19 protein-coding genes and 1 tRNA gene are annotated in these 24,344 nt (G+C 36.5%); 14 read left to right on the top strand and 6 right to left on the bottom strand.

From position 1 onward, the window contains the following. Positions 1 to 163: 163 nt before the first annotated feature. Positions 164 to 1,300, bottom strand: a complete 1,137-nt coding sequence (locus tag Q2T41_RS18425) for a Gfo/Idh/MocA family protein (protein WP_304437276.1) — start codon at positions 1,298 to 1,300, stop codon at positions 164 to 166. 202 nt (positions 1,301 to 1,502) lie between these two features. On the opposite strand from Q2T41_RS18425, the gene Q2T41_RS18420 reads away from it, so the two are divergent. Continuing rightward, positions 1,503 to 2,987 (top strand): S10 family peptidase, encoded by a 1,485-nt coding sequence (locus Q2T41_RS18420; RefSeq protein WP_304437275.1) that lies wholly within the window; start codon positions 1,503 to 1,505, stop codon positions 2,985 to 2,987. A 3-nt stretch (positions 2,988 to 2,990) separates the two neighbouring features. Here Q2T41_RS18420 and Q2T41_RS18415 read toward each other — a convergent pair whose 3' ends face one another. After that, the gene (locus Q2T41_RS18415; protein WP_304437274.1) at positions 2,991 to 3,446 is read right to left on the bottom strand and encodes a hypothetical protein; all 456 of its coding nucleotides are present in this window, start codon (positions 3,444 to 3,446) and stop codon (positions 2,991 to 2,993) included. A gap of 149 nt (positions 3,447 to 3,595) precedes the next feature. Between Q2T41_RS18415 and Q2T41_RS18410 the strand changes: the two genes are divergently transcribed. The 4 genes from Q2T41_RS18410 to Q2T41_RS18395 are packed head-to-tail and all read left to right on the top strand — an operon-like array spanning position 3,596 to position 6,800. Next, the gene (locus tag Q2T41_RS18410) at positions 3,596 to 4,018 is read left to right on the top strand and encodes a hypothetical protein (protein ID WP_143815189.1); all 423 of its coding nucleotides are present in this window, start codon (positions 3,596 to 3,598) and stop codon (positions 4,016 to 4,018) included. A 9-nt stretch (positions 4,019 to 4,027) separates the two neighbouring features. Further along, entirely contained in the window at positions 4,028 to 4,717 is a 690-nt protein-coding gene (locus Q2T41_RS18405; RefSeq protein WP_304437273.1) for an SGNH/GDSL hydrolase family protein, read from the top strand. Between the two features lie 24 nt (positions 4,718 to 4,741). Beyond that, positions 4,742 to 5,176, top strand: a complete 435-nt coding sequence (locus tag Q2T41_RS18400) for a YybH family protein (protein WP_304437272.1) — start codon at positions 4,742 to 4,744, stop codon at positions 5,174 to 5,176. A gap of 58 nt (positions 5,177 to 5,234) precedes the next feature. Further along, the gene (locus tag Q2T41_RS18395; protein ID WP_304437271.1) at positions 5,235 to 6,800 is read left to right on the top strand and encodes a M28 family peptidase; all 1,566 of its coding nucleotides are present in this window, start codon (positions 5,235 to 5,237) and stop codon (positions 6,798 to 6,800) included. A 129-nt stretch (positions 6,801 to 6,929) separates the two neighbouring features. Here Q2T41_RS18395 and Q2T41_RS18390 read toward each other — a convergent pair. Beyond that, positions 6,930 to 7,005: transfer RNA gene (locus Q2T41_RS18390), tRNA-His, on the bottom strand. 153 nt (positions 7,006 to 7,158) lie between these two features. Here Q2T41_RS18390 and Q2T41_RS18385 point away from each other — a divergent pair. Both Q2T41_RS18385 and Q2T41_RS18380 read left to right on the top strand, forming a co-directional pair. After that, positions 7,159 to 9,210, top strand: coding sequence for a tetratricopeptide repeat-containing sensor histidine kinase (locus Q2T41_RS18385; protein WP_304437270.1), 2,052 nt, complete (start codon positions 7,159 to 7,161; stop codon positions 9,208 to 9,210). A gap of 266 nt (positions 9,211 to 9,476) precedes the next feature. Continuing rightward, a complete protein-coding gene (locus Q2T41_RS18380) occupies positions 9,477 to 11,564 on the top strand; it encodes a tetratricopeptide repeat-containing sensor histidine kinase (RefSeq protein WP_304437269.1) in 2,088 nt (695 codons plus the stop codon). Here the strand turns inward: Q2T41_RS18380 and bshB1 are convergent. Further along, positions 11,561 to 12,277 carry a bacillithiol biosynthesis deacetylase BshB1 gene (gene bshB1, locus Q2T41_RS18375; protein WP_304437268.1) on the bottom strand — a complete coding sequence of 239 codons (717 nt, stop codon included), beginning with the start codon at positions 12,275 to 12,277 and terminating at the stop codon, positions 11,561 to 11,563. The genes Q2T41_RS18380 and bshB1 overlap by 4 nt on opposite strands. Positions 12,278 to 12,290: 13 nt before the next feature. Next, positions 12,291 to 13,457 (bottom strand): trans-sulfuration enzyme family protein, encoded by a 1,167-nt coding sequence (locus Q2T41_RS18370; protein ID WP_304437267.1) that lies wholly within the window; start codon positions 13,455 to 13,457, stop codon positions 12,291 to 12,293. Positions 13,458 to 13,643: 186 nt separating this feature from the next. Here Q2T41_RS18370 and Q2T41_RS18365 point away from each other — a divergent pair, with 186 nt between their 5' ends. Continuing rightward, positions 13,644 to 14,912: a M14 family metallopeptidase gene (locus Q2T41_RS18365; protein WP_304437266.1), complete on the top strand. Its 1,269-nt coding sequence runs from the start codon at positions 13,644 to 13,646 to the stop codon at positions 14,910 to 14,912. A gap of 1 nt (position 14,913) precedes the next feature. Here Q2T41_RS18365 and Q2T41_RS18360 read toward each other — a convergent pair whose 3' ends face one another. Continuing rightward, positions 14,914 to 18,093 carry a cytochrome c biogenesis protein CcsA gene (locus Q2T41_RS18360; protein WP_304437482.1) on the bottom strand — a complete coding sequence of 1,060 codons (3,180 nt, stop codon included), beginning with the start codon at positions 18,091 to 18,093 and terminating at the stop codon, positions 14,914 to 14,916. 138 nt (positions 18,094 to 18,231) lie between these two features. On the opposite strand from Q2T41_RS18360, the gene Q2T41_RS18355 reads away from it, so the two are divergent. The 6 genes from Q2T41_RS18355 to Q2T41_RS18330 all read left to right on the top strand — a co-directional run bounded on the left by Q2T41_RS18355 (position 18,232) and on the right by Q2T41_RS18330 (position 24,264). Continuing rightward, complete coding sequence (locus Q2T41_RS18355) at positions 18,232 to 18,996, top strand: Rossmann-like and DUF2520 domain-containing protein (protein WP_304437265.1); 765 nt, start codon at positions 18,232 to 18,234, stop codon at positions 18,994 to 18,996. After that, positions 18,980 to 19,507 (top strand): KdsC family phosphatase, encoded by a 528-nt coding sequence (locus Q2T41_RS18350; protein ID WP_089260529.1) that lies wholly within the window; start codon positions 18,980 to 18,982, stop codon positions 19,505 to 19,507. Before Q2T41_RS18355 ends, Q2T41_RS18350 begins: the two co-directional genes overlap by 17 nt. 2 nt (positions 19,508 to 19,509) lie before the next feature. Beyond that, positions 19,510 to 20,097 carry a Maf family nucleotide pyrophosphatase gene (locus Q2T41_RS18345; RefSeq protein ID WP_304437264.1) on the top strand — a complete coding sequence of 196 codons (588 nt, stop codon included), beginning with the start codon at positions 19,510 to 19,512 and terminating at the stop codon, positions 20,095 to 20,097. 30 nt (positions 20,098 to 20,127) lie between these two features. Beyond that, positions 20,128 to 21,078 (top strand): septum formation inhibitor Maf, encoded by a 951-nt coding sequence (locus tag Q2T41_RS18340; RefSeq protein WP_304437263.1) that lies wholly within the window; start codon positions 20,128 to 20,130, stop codon positions 21,076 to 21,078. Between the two features lie 4 nt (positions 21,079 to 21,082). Then, positions 21,083 to 21,652 (top strand): mechanosensitive ion channel domain-containing protein, encoded by a 570-nt coding sequence (locus tag Q2T41_RS18335; RefSeq protein ID WP_089260532.1) that lies wholly within the window; start codon positions 21,083 to 21,085, stop codon positions 21,650 to 21,652. 80 nt (positions 21,653 to 21,732) lie between these two features. Next, the gene (locus tag Q2T41_RS18330; RefSeq protein WP_304437262.1) at positions 21,733 to 24,264 is read left to right on the top strand and encodes a PIG-L family deacetylase; all 2,532 of its coding nucleotides are present in this window, start codon (positions 21,733 to 21,735) and stop codon (positions 24,262 to 24,264) included. Positions 24,265 to 24,344 lie beyond the last annotated feature (80 nt).

Genomic DNA, 24,344 nt, shown 5'->3' with positions numbered 1-24,344 from the left:
TATTGACATCTTTGTTTTAAGGTACCCTTAAAATTAGCATTGCTTTATGCTTATCTTAAATTAGTGTTACTATGTAAAATTTAGGTAATGATAGAATTACGTAACATTGAACTAATTGTTAACCGCTACGATTACAAAATATAATACATTGTAAATCATAAATTTAACTTACAATACCCATGGTACCTAAATTTAAAGGTTGTGTTTTGCCGCCATTTGCAATCGATGCATAAATTGCTTCGGCAATAATCATGTCACGCTTTCCCATTTCACCAGGAGCAACATTTTTGGTACCTAATAGAATGTGTCTTGCAAAATCATCCATCTGTAATGCTTGCTGACTTTGATGAGGAAAGGAAATAGTAGTTCCTTTGGATGTTCTACCATTGATTGGTCCGTAGTTATGGGCAGGATCCAGCTCAAACCAGCCATTGCTACAATGTACTTTTAGTCGGTTCCCGTTTGCATTATGGGAAGTCATCATATGGGCTACGGCACCATTGTTAAATCTAAACTGGGCAGTAATGGTCTCATCCGTATCCTTAAAATATTCTGGTCGTGTACTAAACTCCTGCGCAGATACACTTGTGGGATTTTCTCCTACCCCATAAATACTGGTCTGTATTGCATAAACACCCATATTAAGTAGAGCCCCACCGCCCGACAATTTCTTGTTCAACCTCCATTGATCTGGATTTCCCCTAGAAATATAAGCGGCATCGGAGGATACAAAATGAACATCGCCAAAGGTTTTTTCCCTTACATATTTTTTTACTTCCTGTGTATAGGGATCACTTTGCATTCTATACCCTACAGATAATTTTACATCCGCTTTTTTACATGCGGCCATAATGGCATCACATTCTTCCACGCTGACCGCCATAGGTTTTTCACAAATTACATGTTTTCCTGCTTTGGCGGCCCTTATACTAAAATCTGCATGCATGCTATTGGGCAACACCACATATACTATATCGATATCATCATTATTGGCTATCGCGTCAAAATTTTCATAGTTATATATATTTCTTTTTGGAATATTATACTTATTAGACCATGTGGCCTCCTTTTCTTTTGTACCCGTTACTATGCCCGCCAAATAGCAATGTTCTGTCTGGACAAGTGCCGGAGCCAATTGATAAGTACTATAACTACCCAGTCCTACCAAAGCAACACCAAGTTTTTTAGTTTCATTCCCCTTATTTAAACCCATAGCCAACGGTACGGACCCAAAAACGACAGCGCCAGAAAAACCTGTTGTAGCCAGCTTTCCAAAATTACGTCTTGTATAGTGTTTCATGTTCTTCGTGATTTAGCTTTAGTATTAAATTAATTAAAATTAACAGATAGGACATTAGAATACTAAAAAATCTGAAAACTTTCCTTATCGTTAGATTATCGAAATGAATCCAAGGTGTAAATGAGTTTAAGTATTCAATAATACCCATTAAATGATGCCTGTAATATTCTTATTTTCGTATACTCACCAACACCAATTGAACATGAAAAAAATTGTACACCTTTTCTTCTTAGTTTTAACTTCGGCAGTATTTGCGCAATCGCGTACCATACCTGTAGATACGGTAATTACCACCCAGCACAATGCAACGATAAACGGTAGTACCTTTTCATATACCGCAGCTACCGGCACCCAACCCGTTTGGGACAGTAATTCCAAACCCGTTGCAACTTTACATTATACATACTATACCAGGAATAATATTAAAGATCGCGCCGCTAGACCTTTATTGATCTCATTTAACGGTGGTCCGGGTTCCGGATCCGTATGGATGCATTTGGCTTATACAGGACCTAAAATATTAAAAATAGATGATGAAGGTTATCCTGTACAGCCCTATGGTGTAGATCAGAATCCATATTCCGTTTTGGATGTTGCCGATATAGTCTATGTAAACCCAGTAAATACAGGATATAGTAGAACTATTCCGGAAAGCGGAAAAGAAGTTGACAGGGATAAGTTCTTTGGAATTAATTCCGATATTAAATATTTAGCGGAGTGGCTTAACACATTTGTGACCAGAAATAATAGATGGCGTTCCCCTAAATATATCATTGGGGAGAGTTATGGCGGTACAAGGGTCATGGGCCTTTCCTTAGCTTTACAAAATCAACAATGGATGTATTTAAACGGGGTAATCATGGTTTCTCCCGCAGATTATAAAGTCATCCGTAATAGCGGCCCAGTAGCGGAAGCAATAAACCTGCCCTATTACACGGCGGCGGCTTGGCACCACAAAGCATTGCCAAAGGCATTACAGGAAAAAGACCTTCTTGATATTTTACCGGAATCCGAAGATTACACCATTAACCAGTTAATACCGGCATTGGCCAAAGGTGGATTTTTAGATGCATCCGAAAAGAAGAAGGTGGCTGAAAAGATTGCTTACTATTCCGGGTTAGATCAACAAGATGTTATTGATCAAAATCTATCCGTACCAACATCCTTTTTTTGGAAAAACCTTTTAAGGGATAAGGGTGGATACACCGTAGGCAGATTAGATTCAAGATATTTGGGCATAGATAGGCAAATGGCCGGAATGAGACCTGATTACAATTCTGAACTAACTTCCTGGTTACATAGCTTTACCCCTGCCATAAACTATTATTTACAAGAGGAACTTAATTTTAAGACCGATGTAAAATATAACATGTTTGGCCCCGTGCACCCTTGGAACAATGAAAACGACAAAACCCGAGATGATTTAAGACAGGCCATGGCCCAAAATCCATATTTGAACGTAATGATTCAATCTGGATACTATGACGGTGCAACCAACTATTTCAATGCAAAATATACCATGTGGCAAGTTGACCCAAGTGGAAGGCTAAAAGACCGTTTTAGTTTTAAGGGATACCGTTCCGGCCATATGATGTATTTACGTAGAGAGGACCTAAAAACAGCTAATGATGATGTAAGGGAGTTTATATTGCGAACAATGGCCAACGGAAAAAGTGCCAAATACTAATAATTATCTATGTAATACGGTACTGGACATACCTAGTACGTGCAACGAATTAATTTTCAACTCTTGTACTGGGAATGTTTCTCTATCGTAGTTGTAGTTTTCACCAACTGCATCTTTGAAAATCTTATCGCGTTTACGTTGCTTTCTTTTTTTGAAAATATCAATGGTGAAACCTATAGTGGCACCACCCAGTACAGTGGCAATCAAATCTGCATTGTCCCAACCTCCATACTGCTTTTGATCAATACTTTCCTTGGCCACGCCAATTAACAAACTACCGCCTACTGCTCCAATAAAGGTCCAGGTTCTATCTCCATCAGAAATTTCATTTGCAATACCGGCTCCAACCAAACCATACAGGTTTCCACCCAAAAAATGCAAAGCCTTATCACTTTCAATTTGTCCTTTAGCCGTATGCATGGTTAAAAGGACAAGTAAGACCAAAATATATTTTACCATAAGTCCACAAAGATAATTATTCTAATTTCCTAAATTTCATAAAATCCTAAGTTTGCAACAGCACCTATTCATTAGAGTTTATAATTATAGTATCTTACCATTTTAAATAACTTATGGAACTAAAAAATTTTATCAAAAGTCTCTCTATTATGCATTTATTCCTTGTAGCAGGTTTAGGCATATTTACGGTTTGGATAGTGTTACAAATAAATAGCTTTAATACAAGTACCAATGGCCAGGATATTTTTCTATTCATAGTTCCTGTTTTGGCTCTTTTAGGTTATTTTGGCAGTCAATGGGTTTTTAAAAAAATGACCTTGAACATACAGTTAAATGAGCAATTGGCAGATAAACTAAAAAAATATCAATCCGCGTTACATATAAAATATGCATTGATAGAAGTACCTGCCTTTGCAGGGTTATATGCATATTATAAAACGGGCAATGCGCTGCCCTTGGTCATCGTTATTTGTCTATTGGCCTATTTATTTGTTCAACGGCCCAATAAGGAGAGCATCATTAAAAATGTTCCGCTAACCGCAAATGAAAAATCTGAAATTCAAAAAACATAATTAATAAATATGAAATCTGTATATCAACTTAGTATTGTGCTTATGTTATCCTTGCTAGGACTTACCAAATTGCATTCTCAGGATTGGGCAGACCTCAATCGTTTTAAAGAAGCCAACAACAATCTCCCTGAAATCAGCGATAATGAGAATAGGATTGTTTTTATGGGTAATTCCATTACCATTGGTTGGCTTAATTCAAGACCGGAATTTTTCAAGGGCAAACCTTATGTTAATCGCGGTATTAGCGGCCAAACTACCCCACAAATGCTTATTAGGTTCAGGCAAGATGTGATAGACTTAAACCCTAAAGCTGTAGTACTATTGGCTGGCACTAATGATATAGCCGGAAATACAGGTCCGTCTACCATAGCAATGATTATGGACAATATTAAGGGAATGGCAGAAATAGCCACATCCAATGATATAAAAGTAATTTTAACCTCTACCCTACCCGCATATGATTACCCATGGAAACCAGGTTTGGAACCTGCTGAGAAAATTATTGCACTTAATAAATTGATTAAAGAATATTGTGATGATAAAGGCCATATTTATGTGGATTATTTTTCTGCTATGGCCGATGAGAAAAATGGCTTGCCCAAAAAATATGCCGAAGACGGTGTACACCCAACCGTAGAAGGTTACAAAATTATGGAACCTTTGGTCGAGGCGGCTATTGAACAAGCTTTAACAAATTAGTTTGCGCCACTTTGTGTTTCAAATATGAGAATTGTACATATACTATTTATAACCCTCCTCATGTTATGCTCGTGTCATAAAGAGCATAATGCGCAAGATGATATAAAGGAGATTACCCGCATAATAGCTCAGCAGCAAAAAGATTGGAACAACAATGATTTAAAAGGTTTCATGGAAGCCTACCACCAAACGGATTCCTTATTTTTTTATAGTGGAGCCCAATTAAAGACAGGGTGGACAACCACATTGAATAGTTATAAAAAAAGTTATCCGGATGCATCCCATATCGGAGAATTGACCTTCACTATCGCTAAGATTCATCCTATTAACCAAGATTCCTATTTTGTAATGGGCGAATATATGCTAAAGCGAACGGTAGGTGACGCTAAGGGCACGTTCATGATTATCTTTAAAAGAATTAATGGTAAATGGAAAATCATTGCCGATTCTTCCTGCTAATAACTTCTAATCCTAAGGTTTTGATTATTTTTGATAAATTTTTATCAAAAAAAAGAACATGAAAAAAGCACTGATCTTATTGGTCTCATTGGTCTTTTCCTGTAATTCTTCACAAAAAACGGTGACAGAAAAAGCAGAAGCAAAGACCACAGAAAAAGTATCTCCTACAACGTATGCTACTTCAATCACTGAAAATGAATTAAAGGACCATCTATACATTTACGCCTCTGATGAATTTGAAGGAAGGGAAACGGGACAACCGGGCCAGAAAAAAGCTATTGAATACATCAAGGCTCAATATGAAGAATTAGGTGTACCTGCCGCAAAACCAAATGGAGATTATTTTCAGAACGTTCCTTTAGAGGTAAGCAACTTACCCACCGGCAAGTTAAGCGTCAACGGCAAGGATTTTGGTATTGGTGACCACGTATTAACCTTTGGAGCTGCACAGAATGCATTTGACAATATTGTATATATAGCCTATGGCATTGAAGATGAATCTTATACAGATTATGGAGACTTGGATGTTACGGATAAAATTGTACTATTAAAATCTGGTGAACCTAAAAATGAAGACGGTACCTATAAGATTTCCGGTAGTACGGAGCCATCCATTTGGAGCAACATGTCAGAATCATTGACCAAGAGAATACAGATAGCGGTAGAAAAAGGAGCTAAAGGTGTATTGTATTATGATGCCCAAAATTTTGATCGTTTTAAACGCAGGTATCAGTACATGGAAACCAATAATAGTGGCAGAATGGAACTTGTAGATCCCAATGCCACTGAATTCTATAGTCTGTTTATTGACCAAAATTTGGCAGAAGAAATTTATCCATCAATCAATACGGACGAATCAGGTAAAATTTTAACAACAACGTTAGAACTTAATTTTGAAAGCTCTAATGATAAAATATCCTCAGAAAATGTTGCCGCCATAATAAAGGGCACTGAAAAGCCAGAGGAGTATTTGGTTATTTCGTCGCATTTAGATCATATTGGAATTTCAAGTAACGGAGAAATCAATAATGGTGCGGATGATGATGGTTCTGGTACGGTTTCGTTATTGGAGATTGCAGAAGCTTTTAAATTGGCAGCGGACGCCGGTCACGGGCCAAAACGTTCTATAGTTTTCTTACATGTTACCGGAGAGGAAAAAGGTTTACTTGGCTCTCAATATTATACGGATTATGAGCCACTCTTTCCTTTGGAACAAACCGTAGCCAACTTAAATATTGATATGATCGGTAGAATTGACCCACAAAGAGAAGGTGACCGTAATTATGTTTATTTAATTGGATCGGATAAATTGAGTACGGAATTACATGAGTTATCTGAAGAAATCAATGCTGAATATGCAAATTTAGAACTTGATTACACCTACAACGATGAAAACGACCCAAACCGTTTTTACTACAGAAGTGACCATTATAACTTTGCAAAAAATAATATTCCCATTATTTTTTATTTTAATGGAACCCATGATGATTACCATAGACCAAGTGACACCCCGGATAAGATAAATTATGATCTATTGGAAAATCGTTCAAGATTGATTTTTTACACTGCATGGGAAATTGCTAACCGCAACAACAAACTTGTTGTCGATAAGGCCACGGAATAGTTAATAAAGAAAAATAAAAAGCCTGATGGTTACCATAACTATCAGGCTTTTATGCATTTATACCATTTTTAAAATTGACCCAAATAAAAAAGTCTTGAACAAATATTCAAGACTTTCTATCTGCTTTTAGGGTGGAAGACCGGGTTCGAACCGGCGACCCTCGGTACCACAAACCGATGCTCTAACCAGCTGAGCTACAACCACCATTTGTAAGCGAGTGCAAATGTAAATTTTTTATATATTACCCGCAAATAATAAATCACTTTTGAATAAATATTTCATTTTTACACTTCCCTACCTAATTTCTATCTAAATTGAAAAATAGTTTTAATTTAATGACCTATAACAGGTTACCCCTATGACTCTCAAAAACCTATGTAAATTTTTTCTTCTTGGTATATTTTGCTTTAGTAATTGCATTAAAGCTTTTGGGCAAGTAGATAGTATCCAAATTTTTAAAAACCAGATAAAAGATTTTAAGCAACAACCAAATTTCACCGAAAACTCTACCCAATATGTAGATTTATTAAATGGTTTAGCATACCAACTAAGGTATACAGCAAAAGATTCTATAAACATACTTGCTCAAAAAGCACTTGAAATTAGTGGGGCCATAGATTATAAAAAAGGAGAACTAGAAGCATTATCCAATTTTTCAATGTTTCACTTATTTAAAGGTGAGATGGAGAAAGCTATAGATTTTGGAAACAAAGCCATAGCGGACATACACCTATCTCAATATGCCCAAACCGAAATGAAGGTACATAACCAATTAGGGCAAGCATATTTTAGTCAACAAAACTATCCGTTGACTTACACCCATTTTTTACATGCGCTAGCTATAGGTGAAAGAAAAAAAGATGATTTTTATGTGTTCAGAATGAACATGAACTTAGGGACTATGTTCAACCTACTGGAAGATTTTGATGAAGCTCACGGCTATTATGCAAGTGCAAAAGAAGCAGCTCAAAAATTACAGGATGGCAGTATGATAGCCATGATTTCTAGTAATTTAGCCTATCTCTATATTCAACAAGATAAATTTCAGGAAGCAAAATCATTATTACAAAATAGTATTACCTATTTTAAAAAACACAATGATGAGTTGTGGTTGGCATTTTCCTATGGCACCTATGGTCAATTACTTTTAAAGACCGGAAATTATCAGATGGCTAAGTCCAATTATACAAAAGCTCTTAATTCACATAACTCCCTCAATGATATTAAAGGTAAGGCCGATGTATATTTTGGTCTTGCCAAGGCTAACTACAAATTGAATGACATTGACACTTCTGAGGATTATGCATATAAAAGTCTTGACCTGTACAAATCATTTAAATTAAACACAGGCTTAGAAAAAGTTTATAGATTATTATATGAGATTAACAAGCAACAAGGTAATATTGGTAAATCCTTGGAATATTTGGAAATGACCGAGAAACTGGCCAACGATATTTCCAAAGAAAAGAATCGTAGAAATTTAACTATGGTCAACGCCAAACTTAATCTTGAAAAGGAAAAAGAAGACCTTAAGGCAAAAAGTGCTCTTGAATTAGAGCAACAACGCAAATACGTTAGATGGGCCCTCATAGCTTTGGCTATCTTGTTCATAATAGTTTTAATCATATTGAGCATCAATAAAAGGGAAAAATTATTGAATAAACAATTGGAAAGTCAAGCAGTGGCATTAAATGAAAACCAAAAAGAACTAACAACAATCAATAGAAATCAAGATCGGCTTTTTTCAATCATTGGCCATGATTTAAGGGGGCCTATCATTTCCCTGAAAGAATTGCTAAAGTTTTATTTGGAAGACCCTGAAGGTAAAGTTTATTTTGAAAAATTTGCTCCACAATTAAAGGAAGAACTAGAACAAGTTCAATTTACAATGGATAATCTTTTACATTGGGGCAAGGCGCAAATGAACGGGAATCAAATAAATCCGGAAACAGTACAGGTAAAACCGGAATTGGATATTATTTTACAATTATATAAAAATGAACTTCAAAAAAAATCCATTAAACTTATTACCGGCATCAAAGAAGTTCATACCGCTTTTGTAGACTGGGACCATTTCAATATTATATTTAGAAACTTAATTAGTAACGCCATTAAATTCACCCCCAATAATGGTGAAATTAAAATATTGACCGAACAGATTGATGATTCGCTCAAAATATACGTCATTGACAATGGTGTTGGTATGGGTAAAGAAGCCATTCAAAATATCTTTAATGACAATGAACATTTTTCAACCTATGGTACTAACAGGGAAAAGGGTACTGGACTGGGACTGCGATTAGTAAAGGAAATGGTGTTGGCAAACAATGGCAAAATACAAGTAGAAAGTACACTTGACCAAGGCAGTATATTTTCTGTTGAACTACCTATGAAAAAGATATATACATAGTAGAAAAATTATAAAAAATCATTCTATTACAATGATTATCAAATATTTACATACTATTTATCTACTATTTATAAAGTAAGAATAATCATTTAAATTATGTCTATAAAGTAAGATTTTACTGATTAAATTTTTGTGTCAATCAGTAAAAACATCGACGAACTACACATTTAAATCGCTGAAACACACAATATTTAGCATTTCACAACATAATTTATTTATCTCACTACTTGTAAGTTAATTTTAGATTTTAATTTTTGATTCTATTTATGAATTATAAGTTTTTGAGAATATGTACCGGATATAAAAAAGCATGTCGTGTTACGGCATTCATTTTTATAATATTGGTCAATTCCAATACTTTTGGACAGGATTTAAGAAGAAAAATACTATTGAGAGAATTAGAAACAATTCGTAATTCCCCAAGCTTTAAACCTCAGGATACCCTTTATATAAATAAAATCATAGACTTAGCTGGTGAATACCGTTATCACAATCTAGACAGTTTATATAGTTTAAGTGATGAAAGTCTAAGGCTAAGTCAGTCATCATCATATATTAACGGTGAAATTTATTCTTTTATTAATTTAGGTGGATTCTACTCTGACAAAGGCCATATAGATCATGCAATATCTTATTTCAACAAAGCCCATGATCTGGCTTCAAATCATAAAGAACTTAGGTTAAAGGTAAAATCGCTCAATGTATTATCCAAGGAGTATAGCTTTCAAGGCAATTATGCATTGGCTTTAAAAGGATATTTAGAGGCTATTGAAATTTCTGAGAAACAAGATTATAAAAATTACCTTTCCATTATCAATGAAAATATTGCAGAGTTGTATTTATCCCAGAAAGATTACAACCATGCCATGGTATTCTTCAAAAAAGTAAAAGCGATCAATGAGGAAATTGGTAATGTAATATATATTGCCGAAACCATGAGCAGTATGGCAGATGCCTATGCAGACATGAACGAACTGGAATATGCAATGTTCAACATTAATAGCGCAATTACCATATTTGAACAAGAGAAAATTTTAGAATGGCTTGCTTATGCCTATGAGGTTAAAGGTAAGATCTATTTAAAAAAAGGTAAGAATACTTGGGCATTATATTGGTATAAGCAAAGTGAATTACTTCATGAAGAAATTGAGGACGATAGAGGAAAGATTGCTCTTCTCAACGGTATGTCAGAAGCTTATTTGAATACCGATAATGACAGTATAGCGCAGGTGTATTCTTTAGAAGCCTTTGAATTGTCTAAAAAAATAGGTTATAGAACAGGAATTAAGGATTGTGCCTATCAGTTGTTTAAAATACACAAGAACAAAAAAGAATATAAAAAATCGCTTTGGTACCATGAGATATTTCAAGTGACTTCGGAATCCTTGACTAAAAAAGGAAATGAAATTGCCTTGGACATGTTGAAGACAAAAACGGAATATAATAGGCAAAAGCAACAATTGATATTAGAAAACGAAAAGGCATTGGCCAAACAAAATATTGTTATTTATCTTATTGCTATAATTCTAATCATCTTTGTCGTCATTACCTTTATAATTCAACGAAATCAGCAAATACAAAAAAAACTAAATGCAGAGCTTTTATCTAAAAAGCAAGATTTAGAAGAAAAACAGGCGTATTTAAACGAGCTGAACCAAACGAAGAACAAATTGTTCTCAATCATTGGTCATGACCTTAGGGGACCAATAGGCGCATTTCAAGGACTATTGAAATTATTTAAGGAAGGTGAAATGACCAAGGACGAATTCTTGAACTTCGTCCCCAAATTAAAAGTGGATATTGATACTATTTCTTTTACGCTCAACAATTTACTGTCTTGGGGACAAACTCAAATGAACGGTTCTATCACCAAGCCATCGGTTACCAATTTAGTCACTATTGTTGATGAAAATATTGCACTATTATCTGAAATTGCACAATCTAAGTCAATAACCCTACAAAATAGAATAGAACCTAATTGCCAGATATGGTCTGATCCCAACCAGATAGACATTATTATTCGTAATCTTTTGAGCAATGCCCTTAAGTTTACACCAAATAACGGACAGATCATTATTGGTGCCATACAAAAATTAAAAACGTGTGAGATATATGTGAAGGATAATGGTATGGGCATGAGCGAAGAGACTATGAGTAAGATTTTTCAAAAAGATGCCAACCATACTACCTATGGCACCAATGATGAAAAAGGGACAGGACTTGGACTTTCCTTATGTAAGGAAATGGTAGAGAAAAACAAAGGTAAAATCTGGGTACATAGCGCTCTTGGAAAAGGCTCCACCTTCTACTTTTCCATTCCCCGTGTTAGGGAAGAATATAAAAAATCTGCCTAAATTAAACTATCCAAGGATTTTACGGCAACCATTCTTTCAACCGTAAAGCCTTCTCCATAATCTACACCGACCAATCTTCCCAAATCTTTAGCTCTATAGTGTACACTTTCTATAAAGGTTTTACTACTAATTGGTGTTTCTGGTTCACTGCTGTTTGGATCGTGAAATTGTGAAGTATAGGCTTTGATAGCATTGGTCTTGGAAATAATATAATCACTAATATCAACAACAAAATCCGGTTTTAGGTTCTTCCATTGTATGTAATGGTATACTAATTTTGGTCTCCATTCCTGTTGGTGCACCTCCCCTAATTTTGTTTCAATACGTCTCAACCCACTCAAAAAACAAGCGTCACTTACAAGTTTACTTCCTTTACCATGATCTATATGCCTATCATCTATAGCATTACATAATACGGTTTCCGGTCTATATTTTCTAATCGCCTTGATAACCTCCATTTGGTGGTTTTCATCATTAACAAAAAATCCGTCCTTAAATTTTAGATTTTCTCGGACTGTAACACCTAATATCTTTGCAGCGTCCGCCGCCTCTACATCACGTATTTCCGCTGATCCCCTTGTACCTAATTCCCCACGGGTTAAATCTATAATACCTACTTTCTTGCCCAAGGCAATTTCTTTGGCAATGGTACCACCTGCACCTAACTCCGCGTCATCTGGGTGTGCCCCAAATACTAAAATATCCAATTTCATGCTATTTCTTTTATTAAGATAAAGGGTGTAATTTAACTTTTTTTATCGCTTGGAGAATATCAGCTTTCAAATCATCCACCTCTTCAATACCAACGGAGAAACGGATAAGTCCGTCCGCAATTCCTTGACTTTCCCGCACTTCTGCGCTCATTAGTGCATGTGAGGTTTTTGCTGGTGAAAGTAACGTGCTTTCCACCCCGGCCAAGCTCATGGATGGCTTAATTAATTGCAAGGCTTTCTGAAATTTTGAGGAATCTATACCAGGCTTTAATTCAAAGGAGACCATACCGCCAAAACCTTTCATTTGTCTTTTTGCAATATCATGATCTTGATGGTGGGGCAAACCAGGATAGTACACTTTTACGATATCATCATTCTTTTCCAAAAATTGGGCCATGGCCAACGCATTTTCGTTTTGTGCCCGTACACGGATTCCCATTGTTTTTATACTACGCTCTAAAAGCCATACGGTATAATCACTTAAACTACCACCAAAATTTTTGGCCAGTTGAAAAATGCGATCAATATTCTGGGTATTGGAGGCAACCGCTCCTGCGCAGATATCTGAATGACCTCCCATATATTTGGTAGCACTATGAATTACAATATCTATTCCAAAATCAATAGGGTTTTGATTCACCGGACTAGCAAATGTATTATCTATCATAGAAACGAGTCCATTATTTTGTGCAAGTGCCGCAACAGCCTCCAAATCAGTTATTGTCAATAATGGATTAGAAGGGGTCTCTATGTAGATTACTTTAGTATTATCCTTGATTTCCGCTTCGAAATCTTTAGCTGCCCAACCCTTTGTAAAGGTATATTCAATACCATATTTACTAAATTCCTCATGAACCAGGTTATAGGTGCCACCATATAGGGTTTGTTGTAAAACTACATGTTCACCGGCCTTTAAAAACGCCATTAATGCAGTGCTTACCGCGGCCATGCCACTACCAAATATCAAAGCCGCCTCTGCATGCTCAAGAGCTGCTACTTTTTTACAAAGCCCTTCTTGATTGGGTGTATTAAAATAACGTGGATAGCGCTTAACATCAACATCTTCGTAGGCATATGAGCTACTCATATAAAGAGGAGATACCGCCCCTCTATATTGTTTATCCTCTAACTCCCCTACATGTGTACAAATAGTATTTAACCCTTTTTTATTGGAATTCATGCATATTAAATTAAAGGGAATAAAGGTAATGAATACTAATCTAAAAATCTTTGATCGATTCGATAAGGTAGCTACAAGTAGATTGAACCGAACATGATACAACGTTGAATATTTGTTTTTAGATTTATTAGTTATAAGTTTACCATTTGCAGATTTACAGTTAGTGCAACCCATAACCAACAGGCCATGATAAAAAAACTACTATCTACGATTTTCATATGTTATTTAGTACTTTCCTGCACCAATCAAAAACCCGTTACAACCGGTTATCAAGGTCAGGGCAAAAATGCCATTGTATCTACATTGTCCAAACCCGTACAAAAACAATGGAAGGGAATTTGGTCCTTTGAAGATGAAACAACCTTTTTTAGCAATGATTTTGAAAGTGGAAGATTAAATGGCATCGCCTATGATGGCAATGATCACTATACCGCACTGATTACTGCAGAAAATACACCGGTCAATGTAAGCCCATGGTACGCCTTTAAAGTTTGGTCTACAACTCCCAAAACGATAACCATTAAAATGACCTATCAGGATTCTCGCAGTAGATACTATCCAAAACTTAGCACTGATGGAATACATTTTACGCCATTGGACAGTGTAAATTTCAATGCAATTAATGAAGGAACGGGAACATTTGGTATAAAAGCGGTACCGGAGTTCGTTGAAATCAAGGTGAATATAGGCGAAAAGCCACTTTACATAACTGCACAAGAACTATATGGCTCTACCAGGGTAAAGCAATGGGTAGATTCCATGTCAACAAAACCTTATGTCACCACTTACGAGATCGGCAGAAGCAGAGAAAATAGGTCCATGAATGTAATGCAGATCAAGGAAGGAAGCCATAAAAAGGCCGTAATGGTCATTTCCAGACAGCATCCTCCGGAGGTAACCGGATTTTTAGCAATGAAGTCTTTCATTGAAACGTTAGCAGGCGATTCTCCAGAAGCACAGGATTTTAGGAACAATTATGATTTATTCGTGGTACCCTTAATGAATCCTGATGGGGTTGACAATGGTCACTGGCGACATAATATGGGCGGTATTGATCTGAACAGGGATTGGGAAAATTTTAATCAACCAGAAACAAGAAGCGTACGTGATTTTCTGGTACAAAAGGAAGATGAAGGATATGAATTTGTATTTGGAGCCGATTTTCATTCAACTTGGGACGATATCTATTACCCTATTGATTCTACCATTATTGGCAAAAAGGGCGAAATTATTTTTAATTGGATAGAAAACATAAGCAATCGCCTTCCCCAAAAACATACCAATATAAAACCCTCTACGGATATAAAACCCACAATGGTATCCAGAAATTACTTTTACGTAAATCATGACATGCCGGCCATAGTCTTTGAATTGGGCGACAATACACCACGGGATTTTTTAAGACTAAAAGGTAAAATTGCGGCGGAAGAATTAATGAAGCTTTTACTTCAATAATTTATTTAGAATAATTTACCTTATACCTCCAATAACTTAAGGCACCCAAGACCAAAACACCCGCAACCAAATAGTAAATAAAAGTGGGCGTTATCACCTGTGCTCCACTAGCATAACTATGCAGGCCGACCAAGTAAAAGTTGACACCAAAATAGGTCATCATAATACTTCCAAATGCCACCACACTCATAAAGTTAAAGGTCCATTTGCCTCTTAATCCGGGAACCAGTCTGGTATGGATTACAAAAGCGTATATCATAATTGAAATCAAAGCCCAAGTTTCCTTTGGATCCCACCCCCAGTAGCGTCCCCAACTTTCATTGGCCCATTGCCCTCCTAAGAAGTTACCAATGGTCAACATTACCAGACCAGTGGTCAGTGCCAGCTCATTGATGATCGTTAATTCCTTTATGTTTATTGCCATTCTTGCCTTATTCTTCTTAGTGGTCAAAATCATTAGAATAAGACTTACAAGTCCCAATATCATTCCAACTGTCAAGGGTCCATAGCTACCCACAATTACGGCCACATGGATCATTAACCAATAACTGTCCAAAACGGGTTGTAAATTGGCAATGGACGGATCGATCCAACTTTGGTGGGCAATCCACAACAGCATAGAAGTTACGAATGCGGATGAGGCCAAGGTCATATCACTTTTTCTTCCTAAGGCCAAACCAATTCCCATGGTAGCCCAAGCAACATATAAAATACTTTCATAAGAATCACTCCAAGGAGCATGACCGGAAATATACCATCGCAATATCAAACCTGCAGTATGCCATAAAAATAAGATGATAATGGTTCCTTTAAAAAAGTAAATGGCAACACGCCAAATAGAGCGATCTTTAAAAATTTGTAATATAAGTGTAAGAAACATCAATAGTCCAACAAGTGCATAGTATTGATATAGCTTATTGAATATATTCAGTCGGTTGTAAATCACCTCGGTCTCTATCTTCTGTTTAGAAGGTAAAACCTCGCTACCGTGGTTTATTTGGTTCTGCTCAAACGCCTCCAATAATTTATCGGCTTGGGAATAATCTCCACTTTTTTGAGCCTTTCCCAAAGTCATTATATAATACGGCAGGGCATTCTTAACAAAATTTGCGTACAGCGAATCTCTTATTTCATATTGTCCTCCTCTATATTCTATGGCGGAAATCCATTTGTTATTTTCGTCATCCAAAAGAGGAAAAATTTTGACAATATCCTGACCAAGGGCTTGGTTCAATAAACTTAACCTAATATTGGCATCCTTAAAATCTTGCTGAAATTTATTGGGATTCGTGGTAGCGGTAGCCTCCCTTAAATAAGGCTCTAATTTGTACTGCCCCTTTTCATCAAAAAAATCAGTGGCCTTCACATATTTTTGTCCACTTGGTACCCCTATAATTTTTCTAATACTATCATTCTGCGCTTTTTTGTCCAATGCAATGAACTCGGTATTGTACCAGACGGCAGGGTTCATCATCATGGAGAGCAGAATCTGGTCAGAATTGTACCCTAGGTACGTATCCTTTAAACTGAGTTTACGTAACAATTCAGATGAAAACGTATTTATAGGTTTCATACGACCACCATCATCCTGTATGACCAACCTTCCAAATTTATCGGCGTGTTTCTTACCAACCATACTTGACTTTACCAACGAGTCTATCTGTTCAGTAGTTGGTGTAGTCACATGTCCTTGGCTAACGGTATGATTTTCTTGGGAGAATGAGGTGTTGACCAACAATAGCATTAACAAAGCGCTACCGAACATTTTTTTCTTTTTATCTTTTATTTTATCCAATGTATCCGCTAAATCCCTAAACCTTGTTTTTCCAAAGAACATAATTCCCATTAAGCCGATATAAAGCAGAAAATATCCAATATAAGTTATCCAAGTGCCCCAAAAATCATGATTTACAGATAGTACCGTTCCTTTCTCATCTGGATCAAAGCTAGATTGAAAAAACCGATATCCTTTATGATCTAGGACATGGTTCATGAAAATATCATAATCAAAAGGCCGTTCATCCGCAATTGAAACTTTACTCATATATGATGAATATCCTTTTTCCGTACCTGGATATTTTTCCGCAATAAAATCATTCAATTTTATACCAAACGGCAGCTCATATACTTTAGAGCCATACCGTACGGAAAAGTCCAGGCCACCAATATTGACCTTTTCACTGAAATCTGACGGGCCTTTTGTACCCAAGACCTTAATTTGACTAGTCTCTCCATTGGCACTTATATCAAGCACCATGGCATCTTGGTCCATTTTAGTCTGCTCGGCCTTTGGAATCTCAACAATGCCATAAGAACCTTTTATTAGGGAATCCGGAATTACGAACTGCATACCTGCGGTGTTATATAAAGACCTTAACTGTAATGGCTGTAAACTATCCTTGACCAAAGTACCTTGGAACTGGTCTGCCATTCTCATAAAATTACCATCAAAAGGAGCAAATATTTGGTAAATGGAATCTGTAGTCTTAATATTTATTGCACCTTGAGTTTCTTTGTTCAATGCAAACAGTACATTATGTATACTTGCTACTTTGCCATCTTCCAAATAATGCTCGTGACGTTGACCGTCACCGGCTTCAACAATCTTTAAATAAGCATTTCCATTGTCATTAGGAATAAGTCCTTCCTTTGCACCTTCTATAAAATCTACGTAAGAAATTTCAAAAGCTTGGCCGTTAAAATCAGAATTCCAGGGTAGATTAGATTTTATGGCTTCCGACGTTACGATCAAATCATCTTCTAATACCTTTCGCCTAGGCTCTCCATTGATTTCACCATCCACATAGACGGTCAAAAATGTTTTGTCAGAATAAAACACTCGCTCAGTCTTGCCCTCCCTAATGGGCATCATCCCTTCAAAACTAATATATCTGGTAACAAATGCACCAATGATGATCAATATCCATGATAGGTGTAATGTTAATACAGGCCATTTTTCCAATCGCAATAAACGGTACCGTGAAATATTACCGATAAAATTAATTACAAAGAAGACCATTATTGCCTCAAACCAAAAAGCATTATAAATCCATATACGCGCAGTCTCCGTACTATACCAGCTTTCTATGAATGTACCAAATGCCATGGCCACTGCAAAAACAATAAATAAAATAGACATTAAACGTGTAGAGAAGAATATTTTCTTGAACATTTCCGTCATGAAGGAATGGAGTTGATTTTCAAGTTGCAAAAATACGGTCTTTTCACCATTTACGTATAGCTATTATACGTTTAAAAGTTAGTCAAAACTGTTAATTTTATGCTATTGCCCCATAAATAATCTTCGTATTTTTACCCCATGATATCTGTCGTTTTAGTCGGGACGGGCAATGTAGCCCAAAATCTCTTTCAAGCCCTTGATAAGACGGCGCACGTTAAAGTTGAACAGGTACTAGGTAGAAATCCAGAACATCTTACGTTTGCCATAGACAAGGCCCCTCTAAATACAAATTTTGATAATATACCTAATGCGGATGTATATATATTGGCGGTATCGGACAATGCAATAGCCACAGTTGCGGAAAAGTTCAAAAATAAGAAAGGTTTGGTAGTACATACCTCCGGTGCTACTTCTATGCAAGAGTTGAAAGATTGTGATCGGTATGGGGTTTTCTATCCGTTACAGACATTTACAATAGGCAAAACAATTTCTTTTCAGGATATTCCTATTTGTTTGGAGGTAAGCAATATCAACGACCGGCAATTAGTGCAATCCTTAGGGAAAAGTTTAAGTAATAATGTACAATTCATAAATACGGAAGAACGCAGAGCCTTGCATATTGCTGCGGTATTTGTCAACAATTTTACCAATTACATGTATACCATGGGTGAGGAAATCTGTATGGATAATGGAGTGGACTTTAGCCTATTGTTACCGTTGATCAAGGAAACTGCCGCTAAATTGGACAACTTGCCCCCTCTTTTAGCCCAAACCGGACCTGCAAAAAGAGGTGACCAAAATACCTTACACAACCACTTAAAATTTATAAAAAACAAACAGCAACGGGAAATATATACGCTATTGAGCAATGCAATTAAAAGAACACATGGAGAAAAGTTATAAAGAGTACCTTAAAAACATTACCACCTTTGTTTTTGATGTAGATGGAGTTTTCACGGATGGCAGTGTCATCATTACCACAGATGGTGAAATGTTACGAAAAATGAGCGTTAAGGACGGCTATGCTTTAAAAGTAGCTCTTAGTAAAGGTTATAATGTTTGCATAATCACAGGAGGCACCAACGAGGGTGTAAGAAGTAGGTTACGCGGTCTTGGAGTAACAGATATCTATATGGGAGCCCACCATAAGATTGATGCCTTGGAAGAATATATGGACATTTATAATATAGATGCCGAAAATATTCTTTACATGGGTGATGACATTCCGGATATACCTCCAATGAAAGAAGTAGGTATTGCTACATGTCCCCAAAACGCTGTAGCCGAAGTTAAGAGTGTAAGCAACTATATTTCGCATATTAACGGCGGACATGGCTGTGTGCGCGATGTAATTGAACAAGTACTTAAAGTTAGGGGCGACTGGACAAGTCACTATAGCGCAACAAACGATTAAGGATGATTAAGGAACAGTTTAGAAATTTCAACATCATTTTAGCATCCGGTTCCCCTAGAAGACAACAATTCTTTACGGATATGGGACTAGATTTTGAAGTCCGATTAAAATCGGTCGAAGAACTATATCCGCAACACCTAAAGGCTGCAGAAATATCCGATTTTTTATCCCAACTAAAAGCAAAGGCATTTGTTAGCGATTTAAAACCGAACGACATTTTAATTACTTCAGATACCGTTGTTTGGCATAATGACGAATCATTGGCAAAGGCAAAGGATTTTCTTGAGGCCAAGGAAATGCTCACGAAATTATCGGGCAACTGGCATCAGGTCATTACTTCCGTTTGTTTTACTACTGCCAAAAAACAAGAAATAGCCCATTCCATAACAGAAGTAAAATTCAAGAAATTGACATCTGAGGAAATAACCTATTATATTGAAGAGTACCAGCCTTACGATAAAGCCGGAGCTTATGGCATACAAGAATGGATAGGATTAATTGGTATTGAAGAAATAAAGGGGTCTTATACCAATGTAGTAGGTCTGCCAACACAATTAACCTATAATACCTTGTTAAATATGGTAAAGTAGGTTATCTTAAATAGCCCAAAAGATCAAGTTATGAATAAAATTAAATTTGCCCTTACCTGCTCCATTTTGGTAATCTTGGTAACCAGTATACAAATTTCCTGTAAAGAGCAGGGTACGGAAATCCAAGAAGAACAAAAACAGATAGCACAACAAACTGACGCACCTTTACCAAAAAAAACCTTATCCAAGGACTTTAAGGAATATTGGTATTCAGGAAACGCGGAGATTACTTCTTATGCCCTGGAACAAGCCAGGTATGGGGAGTTACGAAACGGCAAAGCGGTAATGATTTATGTAACAGAGCCTTTTTTACCCGATTTGCAAGTAAAAGCGGACCAAAAATCTCCGAAAAATATACCTGTTTTAAAACTAAATGCGACCAAAAATTATTTAACAGGAATTTATCCTTATTCTATTATGACCAGTAGCTTTTATCCGGTACACGATAATCAACATGCCCTAAAACTTTCTTTTTCCGCACAAGAATGGTGTGGCCATGTATATGCCCAATTAAACAATAGAAATGATTTTGAAATCATGTCCCATTCCTATTTTGGTAATGAAGCAGACCAGAATGTTCATTTATCAAAAACACATTTAGAAAATGAAATATGGAACAAGATACGGATAGACCCATCAGCGTTACCTACAGGTTCATTTCAAATGATACCTTCATTGGAGTATATTAGGCTTACCCATAAAGAATTAAAACCTTACGATGCTAAAGCAACCATCAGTACTATGGATGGTTATACGGTCTATGAAATTTCATATCCTGCATTGGAGCGCACCCTGCAAATAACCTATTCATCTACCTTTCCATATACAATAGAAGGTTGGACGGATACCTATAAAGGTGGATTTGGGCAAAATGCCAAAATTTTGACATCTACCGCTACAATAATTAACAGGATTACAACACCCTATTGGCAACAAAATTCGAATAAGCATTTATCTTTGCGCGATAGTTTAGGGTTATAGATTTATGAGAAACTTTATTGCCAATCATCACAGCGAGTTAATTTACAGTCTTGTTGTATTCATTATTATTCTTGTATTAAAATTTCTTTTTACTACAGCAGTCCGCAAAGTCAGTAAATTAAGTGATTTTAATCCGGTAAGAACCAACCTGATCATTAAATTTATAAATATTGCGCTTACCATTATTGCCGTTATAGCCCTTACCCTGGTTTGGAGCGTTAATTATAAGGAGCTGGGTGTTTTGCTATCCTCCGTTTTTGCAGTAATAGGCGTAGCATTATTTGCACAATGGTCTATTTTGAGCAATATTACCGCCGGTGTAATTATCTTTTTTTCTTTTCCTTTTAAAATAGGAAATACCATACGGATATTGGATAAGGAACTTAACGATTCCGAAGCCGGTAATTTAGACACTTTTGTAATTGAGGACATTAGGGCCTTTCATTTGCATTTAAGACGTAGCAATGGAGAAATTTTAACCTATCCCAACAATTTGGTACTACAAAAGGGAGTAGTTTTAATATCTACTTACCGTGAAGGTGAGTTTTTAACTACTGAGGAAGAAAAAGCCTGATTTTGTTAAAGAAGTCGTAAAAAAGCAAGGTTGGCAGCTAATCTTATTATATTTGATTTTACGACCAAAACCACCTTAACATGCGCCATTTATTAGGATTGTTATCCTGTGTCCTTTTAATTAGTTCAACCGTTTTATCTCAAGCTCCAAAAACATCTTCCCCAGCAGATATTTACCATTCCATTGAAAAATTAAATTTTTTAGGTACCGCCTTATATATTGCGGCACACCCGGATGATGAAAATACAAGGCTAATATCTTATTTATCTAATAATGTCAAGGCCAGAACCGGTTACTTATCCCTTACCCGTGGAGATGGTGGGCAAAATCTTATTGGAACGGAATTACGTGAACTTTTAGGAGTTTTGCGCACTCAGGAGTTATTGGCGGCAAGACGTGTAGATGGAGGAGAACAACTTTTTACACGCGCTAACGATTTTGGATATTCCAAACACCCTAAGGAAACTCTTGAAATATGGAACAAGGAAGCCATTTTGGGAGATGTGGTCAGGGCCATAAGGAAATTTAAGCCAGACATTATTATTAATAGGTTTGACCACCGTACACCGGGAAGTACACATGGTCACCACACTTCATCGGCAATGTTGAGTGTAGAAGCGTTTGACTTGGCAAATGATACCAATGCATATCCTGAACAGTTAAGTGCCACAAATCCTTGGCAACCAAAAAGATTATTTTTTAACACCTCATGGTGGTTTTATGGTAGTGAAGAAAATTTCAAGAAAGCGGATAAGACCAATTTATTACAAATGGATGTTGGGGTATACTATCCTATGTTGGGCAAATCCAATAATGAAATAGCGTCATTGGCAAGTAGTCAACATTTATGCCAAGGATTTGGAAGACTGACTACAAGAGGTTCCGAAAACGAATATATAGAATTGCTTAAAGGGGATTTACCCAATGATAAATCAAATATTTTTGACGGAATAGATACGAGTTGGTCAAGGGTAAAAGGTGGTAAGGAAGTTGGTGATATACTTTACAAAGTAGAAAATGACTTTAATTTCAAGGACCCCACGGTTCATTTGCCCGAGTTGGCAAAAGCCTATGGCTTGATTCAAAAAATCTCTGACACCCATTGGAAAAACCGGAAAACCCAAGAGTTGGTAGCTATTATGACCGCAATTATGGGACTTCATTTAGAGGCAACCACAAAAACACCTTCATCTACTCCTGGAGAAACAGTTTCCATAGACCTTGAAGCATTGAACCGAAGTGCTTTTAAAGTAATATTAAAATCCGTTAATATCAATGAAGAAAAAGTCTCTACGACACCGATACCACTTCATAATAACAATGCCTATAAGAATGGTGTAAACTTCAATATACCGACAAAAACATCATTTACCAGTCCGTATTGGTTATTGGAAAAAGGTGATTTAGGTATATATAAGGTTAAGGACAAGGAATTAATTGGCCTACCGGAAACACCAAGGGCTTTTACCGTCAATTTTACTATAGAGCTGGCAGGAGAAACTATCCCTATTTCAAGACCAGTACGTTATAAATATGCAAGACCGGATAAAGGGGAATTATATCAACCATTTGAGATTTTACCCCAGGCTACCGCAAAATTCAAGGATAAGGTTTTAATTTTTGCCGATGCCGCCCCAAAGCGTATTCCCGTTACCATAAAAGCACATAAGGACAGTATAAAGGGCAGTATAGCGTTGACCTTTGGAGCAGGATGGCAGATAGATAAATCCCAACAGGAATTCTTCATAGCCAAAAAAGATGATGAACAGACGGTTTACTTCACCTTAACCCCCCCGGCAACCGAAAATGAAAGTTTTATAACACCTATACTAAAACTTAACGGCCAGGAAATCAAAAAAGAATTGGTAACCATAGCCTATGACCATATTCCTACGCAAACCGTGCTATTGCCATCAGAGGCCAAGGTAGTTAGGTTAAATATTGAAAAGGCAGGTGAAAATATAGGGTATATAATGGGTGCCGGAGATGAAGTACCTACAAGCTTAGCGCAAATAGGTTATAATGTACAGCTTATTGATCCGGCTTCTATCACTGCCGAATCTTTGAGTAAATATGATGCCGTTGTTATGGGTATTAGGGCATATAATGTCGTAGACGAACTGGAATTTAAGCAAAGATTTATTCTAGAATATGTAAAGAACGGCGGTACGGTTATTGTGCAGTATAATACGGCAAGTAGGTGGCGTGATCAATTTGAGAAAATTGCACCTTATGAACTTACTATTTCCAGGGATAGGGTCACCAATGAAAACAGTGAAGTCAAAATCATAGCCACAAACCATTCCTTGGTAAATTTCCCTAATAAAATTACCACAGATGATTTTAATGGATGGGTTCAAGAGCGTGGTCTATACTTCCCTAATGAGTGGAGTCCTGAATTTACACCAATACTAGAAATGAGCGATCAAGGAGAGAAAAGTACAAAAGGTAGTTTATTAATTGCCCCATATGGAAAGGGAAACTATATTTATACCGGACTAAGCTTTTTTAGGGAATTGCCCGTAGGTGTGCCAGGCGCATACAAACTATTCTCCAACCTATTATCCGTAGGTAAGGATAAGGTTGTATCCAAAGAAAAAATAAAAGGATGAAAACAGAACGTGATGAAAATACTACATGGAAGAAAGAATACACTATAGTATTGGTCCTCAACTTAATTTATGTTCTTGTT

This window comes from Maribacter confluentis (genome assembly GCF_030505015.1).
Lineage (GTDB): Bacteria > Bacteroidota > Bacteroidia > Flavobacteriales > Flavobacteriaceae > Maribacter > Maribacter sedimenticola.
This window is presented reverse-complemented; position numbering and strand designations above follow the sequence as displayed.